Annotated in this window: 18 protein-coding genes; 2 read left to right on the forward strand and 16 right to left on the reverse strand. The window is 70.5% G+C overall.

The genetic code is table 11. The features are described from left to right. Position 1: 1 nt before the first annotated feature. The 10 genes from QQS16_RS18490 to galT form a co-directional block, all read right to left on the reverse strand. Positions 2–781, reverse strand: coding sequence for an enoyl-CoA hydratase/isomerase family protein (locus QQS16_RS18490; protein ID WP_286062937.1), 780 nt, complete (start codon positions 779–781; stop codon positions 2–4). Next, entirely contained in the window at positions 681–2,045 is a 1,365-nt protein-coding gene (locus QQS16_RS18495; protein WP_286062938.1) for a cytochrome P450, read from the reverse strand. The genes QQS16_RS18490 and QQS16_RS18495 overlap by 101 nt, the downstream gene beginning before the upstream one ends. 141 nt (positions 2,046–2,186) lie before the next feature. Beyond that, positions 2,187–3,500, reverse strand: coding sequence for a cytochrome P450 family protein (locus QQS16_RS18500; RefSeq protein WP_286066373.1), 1,314 nt, complete (start codon positions 3,498–3,500; stop codon positions 2,187–2,189). Positions 3,501–3,601: 101 nt separating this feature from the next. Then, positions 3,602–4,207: a GTP-binding protein gene (locus QQS16_RS18505; protein WP_286062939.1), complete on the reverse strand. Its 606-nt coding sequence runs from the start codon at positions 4,205–4,207 to the stop codon at positions 3,602–3,604. Continuing rightward, a complete protein-coding gene (locus QQS16_RS18510) occupies positions 4,182–4,556 on the reverse strand; it encodes a DUF742 domain-containing protein (RefSeq protein WP_286062940.1) in 375 nt (124 codons plus the stop codon). The genes QQS16_RS18505 and QQS16_RS18510 overlap by 26 nt, the downstream gene beginning before the upstream one ends. Next, the gene (locus QQS16_RS18515) at positions 4,553–4,954 is read right to left on the reverse strand and encodes a roadblock/LC7 domain-containing protein (protein WP_286062941.1); all 402 of its coding nucleotides are present in this window, start codon (positions 4,952–4,954) and stop codon (positions 4,553–4,555) included. The genes QQS16_RS18510 and QQS16_RS18515 overlap by 4 nt, the downstream gene beginning before the upstream one ends. Further along, a complete protein-coding gene (locus tag QQS16_RS18520; protein ID WP_286062942.1) occupies positions 4,951–6,165 on the reverse strand; it encodes an ATP-binding protein in 1,215 nt (404 codons plus the stop codon). Before QQS16_RS18520 ends, QQS16_RS18515 begins: the two co-directional genes overlap by 4 nt. A gap of 297 nt (positions 6,166–6,462) precedes the next feature. Beyond that, positions 6,463–7,626, reverse strand: coding sequence for a galactokinase (gene galK, locus QQS16_RS18525; protein WP_286062943.1), 1,164 nt, complete (start codon positions 7,624–7,626; stop codon positions 6,463–6,465). Between the two features lie 37 nt (positions 7,627–7,663). Beyond that, a complete protein-coding gene (gene galE, locus QQS16_RS18530; RefSeq protein ID WP_286062944.1) occupies positions 7,664–8,626 on the reverse strand; it encodes a UDP-glucose 4-epimerase GalE in 963 nt (320 codons plus the stop codon). Then, positions 8,623–9,708, reverse strand: coding sequence for a galactose-1-phosphate uridylyltransferase (galT, locus tag QQS16_RS18535; protein ID WP_286062945.1), 1,086 nt, complete (start codon positions 9,706–9,708; stop codon positions 8,623–8,625). Before galT ends, galE begins: the two co-directional genes overlap by 4 nt. Positions 9,709–9,885: 177 nt before the next feature. On the opposite strand from galT, the gene QQS16_RS18540 reads away from it, so the two are divergent. Together QQS16_RS18540 and QQS16_RS18545 are read left to right on the forward strand one after the other, a co-directional pair. Continuing rightward, positions 9,886–11,565 (forward strand): sodium:solute symporter family protein, encoded by a 1,680-nt coding sequence (locus tag QQS16_RS18540; protein ID WP_286062946.1) that lies wholly within the window; start codon positions 9,886–9,888, stop codon positions 11,563–11,565. 21 nt (positions 11,566–11,586) lie between these two features. Continuing rightward, positions 11,587–11,898 (forward strand): hypothetical protein, encoded by a 312-nt coding sequence (locus QQS16_RS18545; RefSeq protein WP_286062947.1) that lies wholly within the window; start codon positions 11,587–11,589, stop codon positions 11,896–11,898. 93 nt (positions 11,899–11,991) lie between these two features. On the opposite strand, the gene QQS16_RS18550 is transcribed toward QQS16_RS18545, so the two are convergent. The 6 genes from QQS16_RS18550 to QQS16_RS18575 all read right to left on the reverse strand — a co-directional run bounded on the left by QQS16_RS18550 (position 11,992) and on the right by QQS16_RS18575 (position 20,476). After that, on the reverse strand, positions 11,992–12,405 hold the full coding sequence (locus tag QQS16_RS18550) for a hypothetical protein (protein WP_286062948.1): 414 nt from the start codon (positions 12,403–12,405) through the stop codon (positions 11,992–11,994). Between the two features lie 125 nt (positions 12,406–12,530). Then, a complete protein-coding gene (locus QQS16_RS18555; RefSeq protein ID WP_286062949.1) occupies positions 12,531–13,253 on the reverse strand; it encodes a helix-turn-helix transcriptional regulator in 723 nt (240 codons plus the stop codon). Between the two features lie 279 nt (positions 13,254–13,532). After that, positions 13,533–15,422: an outer membrane protein assembly factor BamB family protein gene (locus tag QQS16_RS18560; RefSeq protein WP_286062950.1), complete on the reverse strand. Its 1,890-nt coding sequence runs from the start codon at positions 15,420–15,422 to the stop codon at positions 13,533–13,535. Positions 15,423–15,477: 55 nt separating this feature from the next. Continuing rightward, a complete protein-coding gene (locus tag QQS16_RS18565) occupies positions 15,478–17,280 on the reverse strand; it encodes an outer membrane protein assembly factor BamB family protein (RefSeq protein WP_286062951.1) in 1,803 nt (600 codons plus the stop codon). Positions 17,281–17,472: 192 nt separating this feature from the next. After that, entirely contained in the window at positions 17,473–19,281 is a 1,809-nt protein-coding gene (locus tag QQS16_RS18570; RefSeq protein WP_286062952.1) for an ABC-F family ATP-binding cassette domain-containing protein, read from the reverse strand. A 73-nt stretch (positions 19,282–19,354) separates the two neighbouring features. Further along, a complete protein-coding gene (locus QQS16_RS18575; protein ID WP_286062953.1) occupies positions 19,355–20,476 on the reverse strand; it encodes a peptidoglycan recognition protein family protein in 1,122 nt (373 codons plus the stop codon). Between the last annotated feature and the right edge of the window lie 90 nt (positions 20,477–20,566).

The raw sequence follows: 20,566 nt of genomic DNA on the forward strand, positions 1-20,566 counted from the left end.
GTCAGGGCCGGGTGCCCCCTCGGTGGGTCTCGGCCACGACCGCCGCCATCAGTTCGGCTTCGAGGACCGAGGCGTCGGCCAGCATCGTGGCGGCGCTGTAGGAGTTCAGCAGGGTCTTGGTGACCCGCAGGGCGGCGAGCGGCCGTCGGACGATGGGGTTGGCCCAGGCTGTCGTCGCCGCGTCGATCTTCTCGGCGGGCACGACCTTGTGCAGCAGCGAGAGGGACAGGGCTTCCTGAGCGTCGACGGCACGGCCCGTGAGGACGAGTTCCCGGGCGCGCGCGGTGCCGACCTCGTTGATCAGCCGGGGCAGGATCCCGGCCCAGGCCGTCGGCAGTCCGAGCGCGAGTTCGGGCAGCCGGAAGCTCGCGTCCTGACTGCCGACGCGCAGGTCGCAGGCGATCGCCAGGCCGAGCCCGGCGCCCACCGCCCGGCCGTGGACCTGGGCGATGGTCACCGCCGGATTGCCGGTGAGGGCTTCGTAGACGCGCCGGGCCTTGATCCCGGAGACGCGCTGGCGCTGGGCCGCCGGATCCGTCAGCACGAACTCGGCGCGGTCACCGCCGAGACAGAAGTCGTCCCCGGCACCGGACAGCACGACCACGCGCACGTCGGGGCCCTGGTGGTCCAGGACGGCCCGCAGGTCGTCCAGCATCGCGTCGGTGACGACGTTGCCCGGTTCAGGGCCGCTGAGTTCGATGGACAGGACAGCCCCCCGCTGGTGGACCCGCAGGGTCTTCAGCGAGAGGTCTGGGCGCGCGGGGGGCGGCAGGGTCGTCATCCGTGGTCACTTTCAACGAGGTCACGCGGCGGAACACCATACGAGGCGCGTAGGTGGGGACGGACACCGGGCGCAGCGTCTGGAAACGATTCAGCAGGGCGGTCAGCAGCGAACGGCCCTCGAGCCGGGCGAGGCCCGCTCCGAGGCAGTAGTGGATGCCCCCGCCGAAGGCCATGTGACTGCTGTCGCGCAGGATGTCGAAGCGGTACGGGTCCTCGTGGCGCCGCGGGTCGTGGGCGGCCGCCCCGTACATCACGTGGACCATCTGGTCCTTGGCGATCGGGGTGCCGGCCAGGACGGTGTCGGCGGCGGCGATCCGGCTGTTGACGTGGACGGGAGGGTCGTAGCGCAGCGTCTCCTCGACCGCGTCCTCGACGTGCTCGGGGTGCTCGCGCAGCCAGTTCCACGCGGCGCCGCCGTCCCGGGTCAGCAGCCAGACCGCGTTGGTCATCAGGGTCGCCGAGGTCTCCAGGGACGCGACCGCGATGAACATGACCAGGTCGAAGACGGTCTGGTCGGCGGCTGCCGGGTCGCCCGGGAACTGCTCGTCCCAGTACCGGATCCAGTGGGAGATCGGGTCGTCGCCCGGGGCTTCCCGGCGTTCCCGGATGAGACCGGTGAAGAACACCCGCATCTCCTCGGTCGCCTGGGCGGAGACGGCCAGTTCGGTCTTCGTGGGCAGGAGTTCCTGCGAATGGACCTGCCGGTGAGTGAAGTCCAGCATGTGCGCGTGGTGCCGGGCGGGGATGTCGAGCCACTCGCCGGTGGCGAGGACGGGGAGCTGGTCACCGACGACGGTGACGAAGTCGGCCTCCCCGTCGTCGCGTATTCGGTCGGCCAGCTCGTCCACGATCCGCCGGGCGTGGACCGCGACCCGGGGCGCCAGCGACGCGAGGGTGTTCCGGTCGAACAGGTTGCCCAGGCCCCGGCGTTGACACGTGTGGTCCGGCGCGTTGAGCCGGAACAGGGTCCGGCTCATCGCCTGGGCGGCGGGCGCCTGCCAGCGCTCGGACGGGGGCTGTCTGGCCTGCCAGGCGAGGTCCGGTACGAGCCAGTTCCTGCCGCGCAGGACCTGGTCACAGGCGTCGTAGCCGGTGACCAGGTAGCCGCCCCACGGAGCGGGCAGGACGTCGCCCAGGGAACGCATCTGCTCCCACACGGGCCAGGGGTTGCTCTGGCCCTCGGGTGAACGCAGGCGTCGGAGAAGGGAGATGACGGCTCGACGGTCTGTGGTGGTGCCGCTTATGTCGCCAACTGCGGTCACGCGGAGCTCCTTTGTGGCCGGGCGTTACCGTTACTGGCGGAATCTACCCTTCCCCTCTCCGGCGCCATGCGCCGCTACGTGTTGCTCCCGTCACATGCCGTGTGGCCGATTCCCGGTTTACGCACGGTAGTTGTTGTTCCGTCAGACGCGGAAGAGGTCGACCAGGGTGCTCCAGAAGCCCCGCTTGGGCGCCGGCTGCTCCTGCCGTACGGGCTCGGGGGCGGGCATCGCGCCCGGCTGCTCGGGCTGCTCGGGCTGCTGCCGGGGGGCGGCGCTCTGCAGGGCCGAGACCATGCGGGTGGCCGGGGTCGGGCTGAACCGCACGGGCAGCGCGGCCAGCGCGTGCTGGAACGGCCCCGGACGCCACCGCAGGTCCTCGTCCGCCACCGCCAGGGTGAGGTCGGGCAGCGCGTTGAGGATCCGCTCGATGGCGGTGATCGTGATGATCAGCGCCGGGTCCTTGGCGGGACAGGCGTGCGGGCCCGCTCCCCATGCCAGGTGCGCGCCCTTGTTGCGGTTCTCGCGGGCCTCCTTGAGGGCGGGGTCGCTGTTGGCGCCGGCGAAGCTGATGACGACCGGCGAGTTCGCCTCGACGATCACCCCGCCGAGGTCGACGTCCTGCACCGGGTAGTGCGTGGCGTAGTTGGCCAGGGGCGGGTTGTTCCACAGGATGTGGTCGATGGCCTCCTCGACCAGCATGCCGGAGCCGCCCGAGCCCTCCTCCTTCAGCAGCAGGTGCAGGGCGTGCCCGATGAGGTTGCGCTGGGGTTCGAAGCCGGCGCCCATCAGCACGACGAGCTCGTCCTTCAGCTCCTCGTCGGTGAGGCCCGCGGAGTGCTGGATCAGCCAGGAGGTCATGTCGTCGCCGGGGCGGCGGCGCTTGACGGAGATCAGCTCCATCAGGCCCGCGGTCAGCTCCTCGTTGGCACGCTGCACGTCGATGCCGTCGAAGAGGGCCGACAGGGAGAGCGTCAGGGTGTCGCCGATGTCGGCCGGGCAGCCGAAGAGCTTGTTGAACAGCAGCAGCGGCAGCATCTTGGCGTAGTCGTTGATCAGGTCGGCGCGGCCGCGCTCGCTGAACTGGTCGATGAGGAAGTCGGCGATCGGCTCGACGTCCCGGCGCAGCCGGGTGGTGTTGAGCCGGTCGAAGCTCGCGGTGATGGCCTGGCGCAGCCTCAGGTGCACGGCACCGTCGGTGAACAGGCAGTTGGGCCGGTAGGCCATCATCGGCAGGATCGGGCTGTCCAGGGGCACGCGGCCCTCGTTCAGCGCCTTCCAGCGGCGGGCGTCACGCGGGAACAGGGTGGGGTTCTGCAGCACCCTCAGGGCCGTCTCGTGTTCGACGACCAGGGTGGCGTCCACGCCGGGCGCGAGCTCCACGGGTCCGGCGGGACCGTGGGCCCGCACGTACTCGTAGATCTGCTGCGGGTCGGCGGTGAAGGTGCCGTCGAACATGGGGCATCTGGCGCCGGTGGTGGCGGCCGGCGAGTGGTGAGTGTCCACGGGGGAGTCCTTTGCGGGCCGGGGCCTGGCGGCCCGGCCGGGGAGGGAGTGGATCAGGCCGCGCGATCGAGCAGGTGGCGGACCAGTGCGATCAGCGCGTTCGCGGACGACCGCTGGTCGCGGGCGTCGCAGTAGACGACGGGGGTGTCGGGCAGCAGGTCGAGGGCCTCGCGGATCTCCGCCTCGTCGAAGTGCTGCTGCGCGTTGAAGGTGTTGACGGCGATGGCGTACTCGAGCCCGTACTCGTCGATCAGGTCGATGACCGGGAACGTCTCCTCCAGCCGGGCGGGGTCGACCAGCAGCAGCGCGCCGAGCGCGCCGCGGGCCATGTCCTCCCACAGCTGCATGAAGCGCTGCTGTCCGGGCGTGCCGAACAGGTAGAGCACGAGTTCCTCGGTCAGCGTCAGCCGGCCGAAGTCCAGGGCCACCGTGGTGGTGACCTTGTCCGGTACGCCCCGCAGGTCGTCCACGTGCACGGACGCCTGCGTCATCTTCTCCTCCGTCCGCAGCGGCGTGATCTCCGACAGCGAGCCGATGAAGGTGGTCTTGCCCACCGCGAAATGACCCACGACCAGGATCTTGGCGGCGGTGGTCACCGCGTCGGAGAGGTAGATCGTGCCGTTCGCGGTCGTCTCAGACGATGAGGGTTTCGAGTCCATGCAGAACCTTCTCGAGGGTCTCTCGGTCAGCGAGCTGGGCGCGGGCGGGTTCGGAGCGGCGCAGCAGGTGTCCCTGTTCGGCCAGATCGGTCAGCAGCAGCCGGGCCACGCCCACCGGCAGTCCCAGATGGCCGGCCACCTCCGCCACGGACAGGTAGCCGCCCCCGCACAGTTCCCAGATGGCCCGTACCTCGGGGCCCGCCCCGAGCGGCAGCTCGCGGTCGGGAGCCAGGGTGACCAGGGTGTGCAGTGCCAGGTCGTCCGCCGACGGCAGCCGCCGGCCGCCGGTGATGACGTAGGACCGGACGAAGTCGCTGGTGACCGGCGCTTCCTCGCCGGGGCTGGTCATGCGTCGGCACCGGCGTTCAGGCGGGGCGCCGCGCTCATCGCCTCGCGCAGCGCGCTCACGGTCTTCTGCATCCGGAAGGACACGGCCTCCATGTCGACGTCCAGAGCCGCCGACACGGCCAGATAGGCCCCGCTGCCCGCGGCGACCAGGAAGATCCAGCCGCCGTCGTACTCGACCAGCGTCTGCTTCCAGGTGCCGTGTCCGCCGTCCACGAAGCCGGCCACGGCCCGGCACAGCGACTGGATGGAGCTCATCGCGGCGGCGTTCTTCTCCGCCTCGTCACGGCTGATGTCGTCGGAGCGCTGCATCAGCAGGCCGTCCGCGGAGACGAGGATCGCATGACGGGCCCCGCGCACCTCGAGCACGCCGTTCAGCACCCACGACAGGTCGGCATTCACTGGTTCTGGGTTCCTTCCGTGTTGTTCGAGACGCGGCCGAGGTGCGTTCCGCGGGCGAACGCGCCGATTCGCGACGCCGTCACTTCGCTGGTGTTCTCCCGGTCGGCGGGCACCGGGGCGGGTGCCGCCTGGTCGGGCTGGGGAACCACCGAGACGGCCCGGTTGCGGCGCCGGCGGCGGGGCAGGCCACCGGGCGTCGTGCCGACGACGAGCGTCGGGCCGGTGGCGGGCACCGCGGCCCGGCGCCGTACGGGCTGCTCGTCCTCGGTCTCACGGTCGTCGTGGTGGGCGGCGGGCTGAGGGGCGTCAGTGGTCAAGAGGCCCTCCGGCACACGGATCACGGCGCGGACTCCGCCGTAGGGGGAGACCGAGTCGACGGACACCGAGAATCCGTAGCGGGCGGCGAGCATCCCGCAGACGGCGAAGCCGAACTTGGGCGGGTCGCCGAGCCCGGTGATGTCGACGGCGCCCTCGGGCGAGAGCAGGACCGCGGCCCGGGCCTTGGTCTCCTGGCTCATGCCGACACCGGCGTCGTCGACCACCAGGCACACGCCGGTCGGCACGGCCTGGATGTTGATCTCCACCGGAGACTGGGGCGCGCTGTACTTGGTCGCGTTGTCCAGCAGCTCGGCGAGGACGACGGCGACCGGCTCGACGGCCTTGCCGGTGATGGAGATGTTCACCTGGGCGTTGACCCGGACCCGGTTGAAGTCCTTGATCCGGCCCTGGGCGCTGCGGGCGACGTCGTACACGGAGGCGCTCTCCTCGCGCCGCCCGAGCCATCCGCCGCAGAGCACCGAGATGCCCTTGGTGCGGCGGCTGAACTGGCTGCTGGTGTGGTCGACCAGCATCAGGTCGGCCAGCACGCCGGAGTCGTCGCCGTACTCCTTCTGCAGGTTGTCCAGGAGCACCTGCTGCTCCTCGGCGAGGGACTGCAGGGTGCCCATCGCCGACTTGAGGACGGACTTGGTGGCCGACTCCGCGTCCGCCCGGACCTCGGCGAGGTCCTCCACATGCCGGTGGGTGAGGGTTTCGTAGCCCGTCTGCACCTGGCGGAGCTGGCCCTGTACGGCCACCAGGTTGCTCTGAAGGTTGTCGTTGTTGCGGCGGAGAGCCATGTTGGTTCTCCGGGCGCGCATCACTGCGAAGGTCGCAGCGACGATCACGGTGATCAGGGTCCACAGCAGTGGATCCTGGATGAATGACGTCATGAGACTCTCTTCAAGTCGCCTCGCGTCGGCGGCCAGAGCAACAGCCACTCCTTCGCGATGGGGCCCTAGAGACTGTCCCCCGTACGCGTTCATGACGCGCCGTCAGCCTACTGAAAAGTGCGATGATCGTATCAGTAGAAACACTGTCAACAGGCGTACCAGAGCGTCCATTTGGTGACTTTCACAAACACCACCCGGTCACGTTGATCCCCGGACGGCCCCGTTCGGCAAAGGGCCCGTAAAGACGTCGGCCCCGCGCTCGGTGGGAGCACGGGGCCGACGGGGCCGGTACGCGGGTCAGCTCAGCCGGCGCGCTCCCGCCGAGGGCACCGCCTCGAACACCCGCGGCGCGGTGAAGTCCGCGGCGGCGAAGGCCTCCTGGACCGCCTTGGTGATCGTGTCGACGTCGGCGGCCTCCGCGAGGACGATCGCCGAGCCGCCGAAGCCGCCGCCGGTCATCCGCGCGCCGAGGGCGCCGGCGGCGAGGGCGGTGTCGACGACCAGGTCCAGCTCCGGGCAGGAGATGCGGAAGTCGTCGCGCAGGGAGGCGTGCCCCGCGACCAGCACCGGGCCGATGGCCCGCGTGTCGCCGGACTCCAGCAGGGACACGACCCGCTCGACCCGCTCGTCCTCCGTGACGACGTGGCGCACCAGGCGGCGCACCTCCTCCTCGTCCCCGAGCCGGGCCAGCGCCGCGTCCAGCTCGCCGTAGGGGATGTCCCGCAGGGCGTCCACGCCCAGCAGGGCCGCGCCCTGCTCGCAGCCGGCCCGGCGCTTGCCGTACTCGCCGTCGCTGTGGGCGTGCTTGACCTGGGTGTCGACGACCAGCAGGCGCATGCCCTCGGTGGCCAGGTCGAAGGGGATCTGCTTCTGGGACAGGTCGCGGGTGTCGAGGAACAGGGCGTGGCCCGTCTCGCAGCACGCCGACGCGGTCTGGTCCATGATGCCGGTCGGGGCGCCGACGTACACGTTCTCCGCGCGCTGGCACAGGCGGGCCAACTGCCAGCGCTTGAGGCCGAGTTCGTACAGGTCGTTGAGGGCGAGGGCGACCACGACCTCCAGCGCCGCCGACGAGGACAGGCCCGCGCCGGACGGCACGGTCGAGGTCAGGTGGACGTCGGCGCCGGTGACCGGGTGGCCCGCCTCGCGCAGCGCCCAGACCACACCGGCCGGGTACGCCGTCCAGTCTCGGTCCGCCCCCGGGACCAGGTCGTCCAGCCGCAGCTCGGCGACGCCGGCCTCGATGTCCGCCGAGTGCAGCCGCAGCACGCCGTCGTCCCGCCGGGACACCGCCGCGACGGCGATGTGCGGCAGGGCGAACGGCATCACGAAGCCGTCGTTGTAGTCGGTGTGCTCGCCGATGAGGTTGACCCGGCCCGGCGCCGCCCACACCCCCTGCGGACCGGCCCCGTACAGCTCCTCGAACCGCTCGGCGACAGCCCCTGCGACAGCCTCGCTCATGCCCTGACCCCTGACCTTTCCTACGTGCTCGTCGGTACTACTTGGCCCGCCGCTGCGCGAAGTCCCACGCGTCCGCGACGATCCCCGCGAGGTCCGCGCGGGACGGGTTCCAGCCCAGCTTCTCGCGGGCGGTGGCGGCCGACGCCACCAGGACCGCCGGGTCGCCGCCCCGGCGGGGGGCCACGACCTCGGGGATCGGGTGGCCGGTGACCTGCCGGACCGTCTCGATGACCTCGCGGACGGAGAACCCGTTGCCGTTGCCGAGGTTGCAGATGAGGTGCTCGCCGGAGGTGGCGGCCCGCACCGCGAGCAGGTGGGCCTCGGCCAGGTCCGCCACGTGGATGTAGTCGCGCACGCAGGTGCCGTCCGGCGTCGGGTAGTCGTCGCCGTAGACCGAGATCGCGTCCCGCCTGCCCTGCGCGACCTGGAGGACGAGCGGGATGAGGTGCGACTCGGGGTCGTGCCGCTCGCCGTGCGCGCCGTACGCGCCCGCCACGTTGAAGTAGCGCAGCGACACGGCACCGAGTCCGTGGGCCGCCGCCTCACTGGTGATCATGTGGTCGACCGCGAGCTTGGTGGCGCCGTAGGGGTTGGTGGGCCGGGTCGGCGCCGACTCGGTGATCGGGACCTCGGCGGGCTCGCCGTAGGTGGCGGCCGTGGAGGAGAACACGAGCCTGCGCACGCCCGCCTCGCGCATGGCGCCGAGCAGGGCCATGCTGCCGCCGACGTTGTTCTCCCAGTACTTCTCGGGCTTCACGACCGACTCGCCGACCTGGGAGGAGGCGGCGAAGTGCAGGACGGCGTCGAAGGAGGAGTCCAGCCACTTGGCGGCGTCACGGATGTCGCCCTCCACGAAGGAGGCGCCCGCCGGGACCCCCTCGCGGAAGCCGGTGGAGAGGTTGTCGAGGACGACGACCTCGTGCCCCGCCTCCAGCAGATGCTGGGCGACCACGCTGCCGACGTATCCCGCACCACCCGTGACCAGGTACTTACCGCTCATGAACTGGCTACCTCTCGCAGTCGCTCGGCCGCGGCCTCCGGCCGGATGTCGTTGATGAACACGTTCATGCCGGACTCGGAACCCGCGAGGAACTTCAGCTTGCCGGACGTACGGCGGATGGTGAAAAGCTCCAGGTGCAGCGCGAAGTCGTCACGGCTGACGCCGTCGAACTCCTCCAGCGCGCCGAACGGGGCCTGGTGCCAGGCCGCGATGTACGGCGTCTGGGGCTCGCCCGCCCCGTCCTTCTCGCCCCCCGGTCCGTCGAAGATCCGGTCGAAGCGCTTGAGGAGTTCCAGATAGACCTGGGGGAACTCTGTGCGCGCGCCCTCCTCCAGGCCGAGCAGGTCCGGCACCCGGCGCCTGGGGTACAGGTGCACCTCGTAGGGCCAGTGCGCGGAGTACGGCACGAAGGCGACCCAGTGCTCGGTCTCCAGGACGACCCGCTCGCCGGCGAGTTCCTCCTCCAGGACGGCGTCGAAGAGGTTCTCCCCGCCGGTCGCCTCCTTGTGCGCCGCCACCGAGCGCAGCATCAGCGCGGTGCGCGGCGTGGTGAAGGGGTAGGCGTAGATCTGCCCGTGCGGGTGACCCAGCGTCACGCCGATCTCGGCACCGCGGTTCTCGAAACAGAACACCTGCTCCACGGAGGGCAGATGGGACAGCTCCGAGGTCCGGTCGGTCCACGCCTCCAGGACCAGCCGCGCCTGCTCCTCGGTCAGATCGGCGAAGGACGCGTTGTGGTCGGAGGTGAAGCAGACGACCTCGCAGCGGCCGGAGTCCCCGGCCAGCGAGGGGAAACGGTTCTCGAAGACCACGACGTCGTACGACGAGTCCGGGATCTCGCTCAGCCGCTCGCCCTGGGAGGGGCACAGGGGGCACTCGTCGGCCGGCGGGTGGTAGATGCGCCCCTGCCGGTGCGAGGCGATGGCGACGGAGTCCCCGAGCAGGGGGTCGCGCCGGATCTCGGACGTGGTGACGGTCCGCTCCAGCGGGCGGCGGTCGACCGCGTCCCGCACGGTGTCGTCCCGCAGGTCGTAGTAGATGAGCTCGCGGCCGTCCGCCAGCCGGGTCGAGGTCTTCTTCACTGCGGACTCCCTATTCGAGCCACTCAATCATCAAACAGAACCGAACACATCGAAACACAACTCACCACGACCGTCAACATCACAATCAAACAAAAAACCCCAGCCGAGGTGTTCAATCGCTGAACGCGGAGGCACAGGTTCCGCCACGGATCAGTTCACGCAACGAAGCGAGTACGTATGCAGACCCCCACACATCTGGCAGCCGAGCTGCGGCTCCCCACGAACTGGCTCGACTACACGATCCTCGGCATCTACTTCGTCGTCGTCCTCGGCATCGGCTTCGCCGCCCGCCGTTCGGTGAAGACCAGCCTCGACTTCTTCCTCTCCGGCCGCTCCCTGCCGGCCTGGGTCACCGGTCTCGCGTTCATCGCCGCCAACCTGGGCGCCACCGAGATCCTCGGCATGGCGGCCAACAGCGCGCAGTACGGCGTGTACACCACACACTGGTACTGGATCGGCGCCATCCCGGCCATGGTCTTCCTCGGCCTGGTGATGATGCCCTTCTACTACGGCAGCAAGGTCCGCTCGGTCCCCGAGTTCCTCCTGCTGCGCTTCGACAGGGCGGCACACCTGCTGAGTTCGATCCTGTTCGCCTTCGCCGCCATCCTGATCGCGGGCGTCAACCTGTACGCCCTCGCCATCGTCGTCGAGGCGCTGCTCGGCTGGCCGGAATGGGTCGCGATCGTGGTCGCCGGCGCCTTCGTCCTGGCGTACATCACCCTGGGCGGCCTCTCCTCCGCGATCTACAACGAGGTTCTCCAGTTCTTCGTGATCCTGGCGGCCCTCATCCCGATCACCGTCCTCGGCCTGAAGGCGGTCGGCGGCTGGGACGGCCTGTCCGACTCCCTGACCGAGACCCGCGGCGCCGACTTCATGACCTCCTGGGGCGGCACCGGCATCGGCAGCGAGAACCCCCTGGGCGCCAACTGGCTCACCATCGTCCTGGGCCTCGGCTTCGTCCTGTCCTTCGGCTACTGGACGACGAACTTCGCCGAGGTGCAGCGGGCCCTGTCCGCGAAGAACCTCTCGGCGGCGCAGCGCACCCCCCTCATCGCCGCGTTTCCGAAGATCTTCATCGTCTTCCTGGTGATGATCCCCGGCCTGGTCGCCGCCGTCCTGGTCCCGAAGATCGGTACGCCCGACTCGGACCTCCAGTACAACGACGCGATCCCGTACCTGATGCAGTCGCTGCTTCCCAACGGCGTCCTGGGCATCGCCGTGACCGGTCTGCTCGCCGCCTTCATGGCGGGCATGGCGGCCAACATCTCGTCCTTCAACACGGTGTTCACGACCGACATCTGGGCGAAGTACGTGGTCAAGGGCCGGGAGGACACCTACTACGTCCGCTTCGGCCGCCTGATCACCGCGATCGGCGTCGTCGCGTCGATCGGCACGGCGTTCCTGGCGTCGTCGTTCTCGAACATCATGAGCTACCTCCAGACGCTGTTCTCCTTCTTCAACGTCCCGATGTTCGTCGTCTTCATCATCGGCATGTTCTGGAAGCGCGCGTCCATGAAGTCCGGTTTCTGGGGCCTGCTCGCGGGCACCACGGCGGCGATGGTGAACTACTTCTGGATCTACAAGCAGGGCATCGTCGACATCCCCTCCGACCAGGGCGCCAACTTCGTCTCCGCGATCGCCGGGTTCGTGGCCGGCGCGGTCGTCATGATCGCCGTGTCCCTCTTCACGGCACCGAAGCCGACCGAGGAGCTCCAGGGCCTCGTCTACGGCACCACGTCCCCCGGCATGTCCGAGCCGCCCGCCGCCGGCGACGACGCCTGGTACCGCAAGCCGGCCCTGCTGGGCTGGGGCGCGGTGATCCTGGCGGCCGCCTGCTACATCCCGTTCTCGTTCTGATCGCGGGAGGATGGAGAAACCATGACCGAGCACTCCGGATACTCCGAGAAGGACGTCCAGCGGGAGGTCTCCGCTCTTCAGAGCGAGTCCGCCACCGCCGCACGCCTCTTCGACATCCGCCGCATCATCGGGGGCCTGTTCGTCGTGTACGGCGTCATCGTGACGATCGCCGGTCTCACGGACGACGACGCCGCGATCGACAAGGCCCAGGGCGTGAACATCAACCTCTGGACCGGGCTGGCGATGCTCGCCCTGGGCGTGTTCTTCCTGGTGTGGCTGAAACTGCGCCCGGTGGCGCCGCCGACCCCGGACGAGGAACCCCCGGCCCCGTAGGGCCTCTGGGGACGGTCCGGCCGGCCGGGGAGCACGGCCGGGCCGCCGTCACGTCGGCGGGAGGGACGCGGTGCGCCCCTCCCGCGGGCGGGATCAGTAGTACGGGTTGCCGTCCCACGGCGAGGTGTCACAGGAGAGCGGGGTGTCGCCCTCGTATGTGCACACCTGGACGCGCATCGCCCAGATGCCGCTCGAGTCGGTCAGCGAGGTCGACCAGTTGAGCTCGGTGCCGTAACCGCCGTGGTTGGTGCGCCACGCGTAGCTGCTGACGTTGCGCAGCGGGTCCATCGCCTGCGCGCGGATCCGGACGTGGTGCCCGTCGGACTTGGTGTCCTCCACCGCCAGGATGATGCGCCACGCGCTGGTCTTGCTGTTGTAGGAGAAGTCGCCGGTGCCCTGGGAACCGGTGGCCTGGGCGTACACGTCGCCCGCGGACGCGGGTGACGCGGCGAAGGCGAGCGCCGCTGCGGCGGCGGCCGCCACGGTGAGTCCACGACGGAGTTTCAAGAAGGTGTCCCCTGAATCGGATCGGATGTGCCGAGGGGATCCTAGAGGGTTCGGATCACGCCACCCACTCCACAAATGATCATGTGATTGAGCTAACAGGGAGTCAGGCGCCGCCGTGGGGCCGGTCAGTGATCCGACGGGTGCGGTTGGTTCGGTTCCCGCGGTTCGCAGGGTTCGCGCGCGAAGGGTGCCGCACGGTCCAGCAGTCCCGTGCGGGCCGCCAGCGCCGCCGCCTCGAGACGCGACCCCACCCCCAGCTTCATCAGGACCCGCTGGACGTGGGTGCGGGCGGTGGACGGGGCGATGCCCATCCCGGCCGCGATCAGCCGGGTGTCCTCGCCTTCCGCGACCCGGACGAGGACCTCCACCTCCCTCGGTGTGAGCATCTGGAGCAGGCGCTGACCCTCGTCGTCCGGCTGGGCCACCGGGTTGAGCAGCTCACTGAACGCTCCTTGCAGCAGCTGCGGCGCGACCGCCGCCTCCCCCGCCCGCGCCTTCATGATCGCCCGCTCGACGCCCTCGATCCGCTCGTCGTGCCGCACGTACCCCGACGCCCCCGCCGCGAACGCCGCCGCGATCCCCCGGGGACTCGGCACCGGTCCCAGCACCAGCACCGCGACCTGCGGCCGTTCCCGCTTGATCCGCACCACCGGATCGAACATCCCGGGCTCGGCCGGCGTGGCCGTCCCCAGCAGGCACACCTCCGGCGCCCGGCTGATCACCAGGTCCGCCGCACCCGCGGCGGGCGCCGCCGCGGCGAGCACCCGGTGCCCCCGCAGCTTCAGCGCCGAGGCCAAGGCCTCGGCGAGCAGACGGTGGTCGTCGACCACCATGAGCCGCACTCCCATCGAGCAACCCCCAGTCCCCCCAATGGATCTCCATCGGCATGGACGCCCTATGGCTGCCCACTATGGATGCCCACTGGTCCGCACGGACAGAAGCCCCCACCCGGCTCCCCCCGCCCTTCATGCCCCCGGAAGCTACACGCTTGTTCGACGTCGCGCTTCCCCTACTGGTGAGAAGTGCCCCGGATCGCCGAAATTCCTCGCATTCGAGGGTGATGAGCGGTAAGTGCGCGGCCCCGCCCCTGAACAGGGGCGGGGCCGCGGCACAGGCACCAGAAACGATCACTTGGCGCCGAAAGCGATCACCAGATACTCCACCTCGCCACTGGTGGCGCCCAGATCGCTCGCGTAGACGTCCGACATGAACAGGCGGCCCTGCCCGTAGAGGATCTCCGCGTTGTTGGGCAGCATGCTCCGCTCCACGTCCAGCACCGGCTTCGAGGAGGGGTTCTCCAGGAGCTTGGTCTCCTTGAAGGTGCCGCCGTCGATGGACACGACCTGACCGCCCTTGTCGTAGGGCCCGCGCTTGTACGCGATCAGGTTGGGGCCGTCCATCCGCAGCGGGGTGAAGACGTAGTCGTCGCCCGCGTCGACCCGCTGGCCGGTCGTCTTCCCGGTGGCCAGGTCGAGCGCGACGATCTCGTTGGTGTCGCTGTACTCGGCGGTGCCGTCGTGCTCCTCGGTCGGCAGGTAGAGCCGGCCGTTGCCGACCGCCAGGCTCGAACAGGCCTCGATCTCGGTGATGCCCTCGCACTCCGCGGCGTACTGGTCGCCCGGCGCGGAGATACGGGTGCGCAGCTGGCCCGTCTTGTTGTCGATGGAGAAGAAGTCCGAAATGCCGCTGGCGTCCTGTGCGGAGTCCCCGACGTCGGCGGCCACGAGCAGCGGCTCGGTGGACACCACGCTGGCGTACTCGATGCCCTGGGCCATCTTGTACTCGGAGATCACCTTGCCGGACTTCGGGTCGATGGTCTGGATGTGCAGCTGACGCCGGCCGTACTGACCGCACTTGCGGACGGCGACCAGCTTCTCGCCGCCGCCGTATCCCGCGTCGTAGCAGGTGTCGGTCGCCTTCGGAGCCCACAGTTCCTTGCCGGAGGACAGGTCCCAGGCGGCGCCGCCGCTGGTGCTGCCCGCGGCGACGGTGGTCGCGCTGACGGTGACGTTGTCGAAGTTGATCGGCTGGTCACCGGTCGTGGCCGTCTTCGTCCACAGCTTCTTGCCCGCGGCGAGGTCGATCGCCGCGACCTGGCTGCAACCGGCGGTGCGGTCCTTCGTCGGCATCGCGGGCTGGTAGACGACGGCCGTGAGGTTGTCCTCGGTGGCGTGCCGGCTGGCCTGGCACACCGGGCCGGGGAGCTTGATCTTCCACAGCTCGCTGCCCTTGTCGAGGTCGCGGCCGACGATCTCGGCGATGCCGCTCTTGGCGTACACCTTGTCGGTGAGCCAGGAGCCGGCGACCGAGATGGTCGTGTCCTTGGCGACCTCGGGCTGCGGAACCTGGAAGAGGACCTGGGCGGACGGGTCGGCGGGCACCCGTTCCGCGCCCTTGCCCGTGGTGCCGCCGGTGCCGCCCTTGTCGTCCCCGCCGCCGGTGCCGCCGCCGCTGCCGGCGGTGTCGTCCTTCTTGCCGCTGTCGTCACCGGACGAGGACGCGTACCAGACACCGCCGCCGACGATCAGCGCGATCGCCACGACCGCCGCCACGATGATGGCCAGCTGCGCGTTGACCTTCCGCCCGCCACCGCCTCCCGGCTGCGGGTGCAGCGGCATGTTCGTCTGCGGATAGCCGTAACCGGGCTGCTGCCCGTACGGGTTCGGCTGCCCGTAGGGATGCGGCTGCCCGTACGGCGAGGGCGCCTGCTGGCCGTACGGAGGCGGGGCCTGGCCGGGCTGGCCGTAGCCGGGGGCTGCCTGCGGCGACTGGGGCGTCTGCGGGTAGCCGTACCCGGGAGGTGCCTGCGGCGGCTGGGGCTGCTGGGGCTGCTGGGGATAGCCGTACCCGGGCTGTCCCTGCCCACCGGGCGGCACCGGCGGAGCGGCCGGCGGTGCCTGCGGCGGCTGCCCTGGCTGCGGGGCCGGCGGAGGTTGCTGCTGCGGCTGGTCCTGCGGCGGGCCGAAGCCTCCTTGCGGCGGGGGCTGGTTGGGCGGCGGAGGGGGCGGCTGGGTCATGACGTGAGTACCTCGATGGCGGGGACGACGAACAGCGGAAGGGGAAGGCGAAGGGTCACTTGCCGTAGGCCAGCATCAACTTCTCCTTCGATTCGTCATTGCCGGTCAGCCGCGTGGTCGACAGGTAGAAGCGCCCGTCGGCCCAGTCGACGTCCTTCGAGAAGAAGGCGCTCTCGATCTGCGCGGTGGCCTGCGGGTTCCGCAGCAGCTCGGCCGGCGTGTGGCTGCCGCCGCCCGTGGGGATCGACACGATCCGGCCGCCCGCGGCGTACGACGGCTCCACGTACGCGATGAGCTTGCCGCCCTCGATCTTGAGGGGCAGCATCGAGTCGTCCGTCGGCGACTTGACGCGCCACTTCTCCTTGCCGGTGGCGAGGTCGACCGCGACGATCTCGTTCGGCCCGCTGGTCGCCTTGGTCGGCAGGTACAGCGTGTCGGCGTCGGCGGCCACGCCCTCGCAGCCCTGGAGGTCACGCGCGAGGATGGCCAGCCCGCAGTCCGGGGCGAACTCCTCGTCGAAGGCGACCTGGGAACGGAACTTGCCGGTGGCGGTGAACGCGGAGATGTTCCACGCCTTCTTGTCCTCGTTGGTGCTGTAGACGACCAGCGGGTCGACGGAGTAGGTCCGCGCGACGCGCCAGCCCTTGTCGAACTTCTGGGTCCACTTGGCCTTGCCGGTCCTCGGATCCAGCTCCTGCACCTCGTCGTGCTCGTTCGCCCCGGTGGCGTCGCAGGACGCGACGGCGATCAGCCGGGCGCCGCCCGCGAACGCGGTCGGGAAGCAGGAGTCGCCGTACTTCTTCTTGTCGAACAGCTTCTTGCCGGTCCGTGCGTCGTACGCGGTGCCGGACTGCGAACGGCCCACCATCAGGGTGTCGCCGCTGAGGGACAGCTCGATCTGGAGCGTGCTGTCGAACAGGGCGCCGTCCGCGACCTCGCCGGTCCAGCCCTTCGCGCCCGTGTTCAGGTCGATCTGCTGGAGCTGGTTGCACTCGGCGCGGTCACTGGTGCCGCTCATGTACGCGACGACGATCTTGTCGTCGGACGTCCGCTGCGGGGTGACCGCGCAGATCTTCTGCGGGAGCGTGACCGGGTCCCAGGCCGGTTCGCCGTCCCCGACACCGTAGGCGACGACCTGCTTGTACGCCGCCTTCACCGCCGTCTTGTCGGTGATCCACATGCCGGGGGCGTCGGCGCCGTCGGACGGCGCGTCGGGCGCCTCCTTGTACCAGAGCACCTTCGCCTCACCGGCCTGGCGGCCCTCGTTGAGGTCCTCCGGGTCGGCGCCGCCGTCGCCGCTGCCGTCACCGGGGTCGACCGGCGCGTCGGAGGCGGTGGGCTTGGGGTCGTCGCTCTTCCCGGCGACCGGCTTCTTGTCGTCGTCGTCACCGCCGGCGACCGCGAACACGGTGCCGCCGATGACGAGCAGCGCGGCCACGGCGGCCCCGACGATCATCGCGGTCCTGCTCCGGAAGCGGTTCCCGGAGCCGGGCGGCGGGGTCCCGGGCGCACCCGGGAAATGGGGCTGCGGCGGATGGCCGTACCCCTGCGGCGGCTGGCCGTAGGGCCCCGGCTGCCCGTACGGGCCCGGCTGACCGTAGGGGCCGGGCTGGGGCTGGCCGTACGGACCCGGCTGGGCGTACGGACCCGCCTGCGGTGCCCCCGGCTGGGGGGCGGCGGGCGGCTGCTGGGGGTAGCCGTAACCGGGCTGTGGCGCACCGGACGGCGGACCCTGCGGAGGCGGCGGCGTCTGCGGCGCTCCGAAGCCACCCTGCTGCGGCGGCTGCTGTGGTTGTGGCGGCTGGTCCTGCGGCGCTCCGAAGCCACCCTGCGGCGGCTGGTTGGGCGGCTGCGTCATCAGCGCGTTCCCCCGTTCAATCACTGATTTTTAGCCACGCCCTGAGGTACGTGATGGACCCAGAGTCGACTCAGAAAGATCTCAGACGGCTCTTTCTATCACCCGGCACCGACAGAACGCCGGGCCGGTTCCTCCCTGTTCCCAAGGGAGAACCGGCCCGTGACGCCCCCGTTATGCGCCTTCACGCACCCTTCACGCGTCCTCGGCGAGTTCCAGCCACCGCAGCTCCAGTTCGTCCCGCTCACCGGCCAAGTCGCGCAGCTCGGCGTCGAGTTCGGCCACCTTCGAGAAGTCGGTGGCGTTCTCCGCGATCCGGGCGTGCAGCTTGGTCTGCTTCTCGGCGATCCTGTCCAACTGCCGCTCGATCTTCTGAAGTTCCTTCTTGGCGGCCCGCTGGTCCGCCGAGCTCTTCTCCGGTACGGCCCGGTCCGTGACGGGGGCGGGAGCCGACGCGGCCGCCGCCTCCTCCATCCGCCGGCGCCGCTCCAGGTACTCGTCGATGCCGCGCGGCAGCATCCGCAGGGTGGCGTCGCCGAGGAGGGCGAAGACGCGGTCGGTGGTCCGCTCGACGAAGAACCGGTCGTGGGAGATGACGATCATCGAGCCGGGCCAGCCGTCGAGGACGTCCTCCAGCTGGGTCAGCGTCTCGATGTCGAGGTCGTTGGTGGGCTCGTCGAGGAAGAGGACGTTGGGCTCGTCCATGAGCAGCCGCAGCAGCTGGAGCCTGCGCCGCTCACCGCCGGACAGGTCCCCGACCGGCGTCCACTGCTTCTCCTTGCTGAACCCGAAGGTCTCGCACAGCTGACCGGCGGTCATCTCGCGCCCCTTGCCCAGGTCGACGCGCTCCCGCACCTGCTGGACGGCCTCCAGCACGCGCAGGCCGGGGTCCAGTTCGCCGACCTCCTGGGAGAGGTAGGCGAGCTTCACCGTGCGGCCCACGGAGACCCGCCCGCCCACCGGCTGCTGCTCGCCCTGCGTCCAGGCGGCCTCGGCCATGGCCCGCAGCAGGGAGGTCTTCCCGGCGCCGTTCACCCCGACCAGGCCGATCCGGTCGCCGGGGCCGAGCTGCCAGGTGACGTGCTTGAGCAGCACCTTCGGACCGGCCTGGACGGTCACGTCCTCCAGCTCGAAGACGGTCTTGCCGAGCCGCGACGAGGCGAACTTCATCAGCTCGCTGCTGTCCCGGGGCGGCGGCACGTCCGCGATCAGCTCGTTGGCGGCCTCGACCCGGAAGCGCGGCTTGGACGTACGGGCGGGCGCGCCCCGGCGCAGCCAGGCGAGCTCCTTGCGGACCAGGTTCTGCCGCTTGGTCTCCTCGGTGGCGGCGATCCGCTCCCGCTCGGCACGCGCGAAGACGTAGTCGGAGTAGCCGCCCTCGTACTCGTGGACGGTGCCGCGCTGGACGTCCCACATGCGGGTGCAGACCTGGTCCAGGAACCACCGGTCGTGGGTCACGCACACCAGCGCGGAGCGGCGCGCGCGAAGGTGCTGTGCCAGCCAGGCGATGCCCTCCACGTCGAGGTGGTTGGTGGGCTCGTCGAGGACGATCAGGTCCTGCTCGTCGATGAGGAGCTTGGCCAGCGCGATCCGGCGGCGCTCACCGCCGGAGAGCGGGCCGATGACGGTGTCGAGCCCCTGCGGGAAGCCGGGCAGGTCGAGTCCGCCGAACAGCCCGGTCAGCACGTCCCTGATCTTCGCGTTGCCGGCCCACTCGTGGTCGGCCAGGTCCCGGATGACCTCGTGCCGGACGGTGGCGGCCGGGTCGAGGGAGTCGTGCTGCGTGAGGACGCCGAGGCGCAGGCCGCCGGAGTGCGTGACGCGTCCGGTGTCGGTCTCCTCCAGCTTGGCCAGCATGCGGATCAGGGTGGTCTTGCCGTCGCCGTTGCGGCCGACGACACCGATCCGGTCGCCCTCGGAGACGCCGAGGGACACGCCGTCCAGGAGGGCACGAGTGCCGTACACCTTGCTGACGTTCTCGACATTGACCAGATTGACGGCCATTACTCTCCTGCCAGGGGGGATCGGTCAGCCTCCCAGCGTAGTGCGCGCGGGCGGGTGACCGGTCCCCCGCAGGTCAGGGCGCTGTCGCCGCGCGGACCTCGGCGAGGAGGTCGTACATCGTCTGGCCCGGGCACTCGGTCTCCAGCCAGTCGCGGTGGCCGCTGACGGTCGTCACGTCCCTGGTCACACCGTTGACCGGATTGACGTAGGTGGTCTTCGCCCGGGGGTCCAGGCCCTTGACCCGGGCAAGCACCCTGACCAGCCGGATCAGGGCCTTCCTGGCCGCGTCGGTCGGGGGCCGGTCGTTCAGGGTGCCGAGGAGGGCGATGCCGAGGTTGCCGGAGTTGTAGCCGGCGGTGTGGAAGGCGGTGACGACCTTGCCGTCCGGGTCGAAGGCCGGGGTGACGTCGTCGCCGGAGTAGCGGCCCTCGTAGACGGTGCCCGCCTCGTCGATGAGGAAGTGGTAGCCGATGTCGCCCCAGTCGAGGGTGATCGCGTGGTACTCGTAGATGCCCCGGACGCTCGCGGCGGGATCGGGGTCGTCGTTCTGCGTGGCGGTGTGGTGGACCGTGATCGCCTGCAACGGGTAGTAGGCCTCGGGCGTGTTGACCTTGCCGTCCTGGTAGCGCTTCGACTCGTCGGCGCCCCACGCGGGCCGCGGCAGGTAGGGCACGCCCCGCACGCGGGTGGGCTCCGACGGGACGTGGAAGGTGCGGTCGGGGCCGTCGGTGGTGTCGATGGCCAGCGAGCGCACGTCGCTCGCGCCGTCCGGGAGCTTCAGTTCGTAGGCGGTGGCGTTGCCGGCGGCGACCAGCGCCGTCCCTCCGCCGTCGACGGTCGCGCAGCCGCCGTTCACCGTCTGCCAGGTGCCCGCCGCCGCGTCGCCGTCCGCGAACCGGATGCCGGCGCCGTCCGGCGCGCCCGCCCAGCGCACGCCGACGAAGGAGGCGGCGAAGGCGGTGGCGGCCTCGGCGGTGCCGGAGGCGGCCTCGGTCCGGGTGGCGGGGAACGTCGCGGGCTTCGTGCCGGAGTCACCGGAGCCGGACGGGGAGCCGGCCGCGTCGCCGGACTCGGCCGCCGCGAAGACGACCGGCGTGAGCGCGGCTCCGGCGGCCACCGCTCCCGCGGTCCCGATGACACCGCGGCGGGAGAGGGACGGTTTCCTGCGGTGGGAGGGTATGGGCGGTCGGGGCACACCGGACACGTCACAGCGGGCACTTGAAACGTCAACAGACCCTAGCCGTCCCCTCCGTCCCACCCGTACTACACCCGCAGTACGTCGTGT

It is taken from the genome of Streptomyces sp. ALI-76-A, assembly GCF_030287445.1.
Classification (GTDB): Bacteria; Actinomycetota; Actinomycetes; order Streptomycetales; family Streptomycetaceae; genus Streptomyces.